3 protein-coding genes and 1 pseudogene are annotated in these 2,049 nt (G+C 65.9%); 1 reads left to right on the forward strand and 3 read right to left on the reverse strand.

Annotation, left to right across the window (positions count from 1 at the left end):
• Both MOV74_RS36885 and MOV74_RS36890 read right to left on the reverse strand, forming a co-directional pair.
• A partial coding sequence (locus MOV74_RS36885) for an AbrB family transcriptional regulator (RefSeq protein ID WP_246932290.1) occupies positions 1–720 on the reverse strand: 720 nt, incomplete at its 3' end.
• A gap of 99 nt (positions 721–819) precedes the next feature.
• Entirely contained in the window at positions 820–1,101 is a 282-nt protein-coding gene (locus MOV74_RS36890) for a PsiF family protein (protein ID WP_246932292.1), read from the reverse strand.
• A 200-nt stretch (positions 1,102–1,301) separates the two neighbouring features.
• Between MOV74_RS36890 and MOV74_RS36895 the strand changes: the two genes are divergently transcribed.
• Positions 1,302–1,793 carry a hypothetical protein gene (locus MOV74_RS36895; RefSeq protein ID WP_246932294.1) on the forward strand — a complete coding sequence of 164 codons (492 nt, stop codon included), beginning with the start codon at positions 1,302–1,304 and terminating at the stop codon, positions 1,791–1,793.
• Between the two features lie 67 nt (positions 1,794–1,860).
• Here MOV74_RS36895 and MOV74_RS36900 read toward each other — a convergent pair.
• A pseudogene (locus MOV74_RS36900) lies at positions 1,861–2,049 on the reverse strand (TetR/AcrR family transcriptional regulator); the annotation flags it as partial.

Consider the following 2,049-nt stretch of genomic DNA (forward strand, 5'->3'; position numbering starts at 1 on the left):
CAGGCCGCCCTCGACCCAGCCGGCGCCATGCAGCACGCTGGAGGCGATCATGGCGCCGAACATCCAGCTCGCCGGAAACCTGATCAGCCGCAGCAACAGCGCCATGCCCAGCGAGGCCGCGACCAGCTCAACGAGGTCGAGCGGCGAGGCGATCGTCGTCGTCAGCGACGGCGCAGCAGAGGGCGCTACGCCTGCGAGCGCGAGCACCATGGGCAGTGCCGCGGTGAGGATGATGACGCGCATGGTCTGCACCACCGCGATGCCGGGCAGGTCGGCGCCGCGCTCGACCGCCAAAATCGTGATCTGCGACAGCGCGCCGGGACTACCGGCAAGGAAGGCCGAGGTCCGGTCCCAGCCATGGACGCGCTGGAGATAATAGCTCGAGCCGAAGGTCGAGCAGAAGGTTGCGAGCGCAAGCAGGCCGATGGTGAGGGGGTAGGCGCCGACTTGTTGAAGCAGATGGCGCGAGACCACCGAGCCCAGCGAAATGCCGAGCAGCACCAGCACGGTCTGGGTCAGGAGCGGCGGCAGCGACAATTGGCGGCCGGCGATTGCGGCGATCCCGACCGCGATCATCGAGCCCGAGATCAGCCCGCCGGGAAGGCCGGCGAGCAGAAACACCAGGCCTCCGGCGGTGCCGATGACGAGCGTCTCCGCCGCGCTCAAGAGCTTGGCGCGGCTGAGCCATTCGAACGGCGGGGAGGCGGTGGCTTGCTTCACGCCACCTTATCGCAAATCAGCGAGAGGCGCACAATTGCAGGCTCGTCATGCCGCAATGCGTGCGCATCTGTCTGATGCACGTGGAGGATAGCGACGGACTTACTTCTTGTCGGCGGCAGGGGCGGCGGGCGCCGCGATGCCGGCCCTCGCTTCCTTCTTGCACTCGCGGCGGAATTTCTTGCGCTCCTTGCCCTTCAATCCCTTGGCGTCCGCCTGCTTGGAGCATTCGAGCGATTCCGCCGAGCGCTCCTTCGGCGCCTTCCTGTCGGCAATGGCGGCTGCATCGGGCTTGGTTGCCGGCGCGGCGGTCTGCGCGAAGGCAGTGCCGCTGACGAGCAGGGAGGCGAGAGCGACGGCGGCGAGGCGGGACGTGAAGGTCATGTGTTGCACTCTGCTTGCGAGAATCGCGAAGGGCTGGGACCGTCGGCCTGCGTTGCTGAACGCGACATGAATGATGACAACGACGGGATCACTATATTTTGCCGGCGCAACGCATCGCATCCTTGTCGCGGGGGACCGGCACGCTAGGATAGCAATCTTCGTTTCACTTCCGTCGAGGAAGATCAGGAGGAGGACCAAGGATGACCATTCAATCGAAATTGTTGTGCGTGATTGCAGCGTCGGGCGTCGTCGCATTCATGGCGAGCGCGCCGGCGCAGGCGCTGACCTCGCAGGAATGCAGCGCGAAATATCAGGCGGCCAAGAAGGACGGCTCGCTCGGTACCATGAAGTGGAATGACTTCCGCAAAGCTCAGTGCGGTGCCGACGCAACGCCTGCGGCTGCGCCTACCGCAGCGGCTCCGGCTGCGCCCGCAGCTCCCGCCGAGCCGAAGCAGGCGAAGAAGGAGGCCGCCCCCGCCGCCGCGCCGACGCTGCCGGCCGGTCCGGCGATCTATCCGAACGCGGTCGATCCGAAATATGCCAAGGAGACCGCTGGCAAGGCCCGCCTGCACACCTGTGTCGACCAGTACAACGCCAACAAGACCACCAACGGCAACGGCGGCTTGAAGTGGATCCAGAAGGGCGGCGGCTATTACAGCGAATGCACCAAAAAGCTGAAGGGCGCCGCCTGAACTCCGATCTAACGCGACCATGCGATGGCCGGAGCTGAGCTCCGGCCATTTCTCGTAAGCCGATCCTCTAGTCGAGCAGCTTTTCGGCCGATTTCGCCACCAGCTGCGCCCGCTTGCGCGGGCCGCGCTCGACGAACAAGAGGCTCTGGCCGAAGATGAAGCAGTAGAACAGGAAGGCCTGCGCCTCGGCCTCCTCGGCCGCAAGCCCGGTCGCGCGATAGAGCTCGGCCACGTGCTTGAGCCGCGCGGCGTCCAC

It is taken from the genome of Bradyrhizobium sp. SHOUNA76 (genome assembly GCF_023006445.1).
Taxonomy (GTDB): Bacteria; Pseudomonadota; Alphaproteobacteria; order Rhizobiales; family Xanthobacteraceae; genus Bradyrhizobium.

Excerpts from the sequence above, each read along its gene's own strand:
- MOV74_RS36890 (WP_246932292.1), bottom strand. The coding sequence starts at position 1,101 with ATGACCTTCACGTCCCGCCTCGCCGCCGTCGCTCTCGCCTCCCTGCTC.
- MOV74_RS36895 (WP_246932294.1), top strand. The coding sequence starts at position 1,302 with ATGACCATTCAATCGAAATTGTTGTGCGTGATTGCAGCGTCGGGCGTC.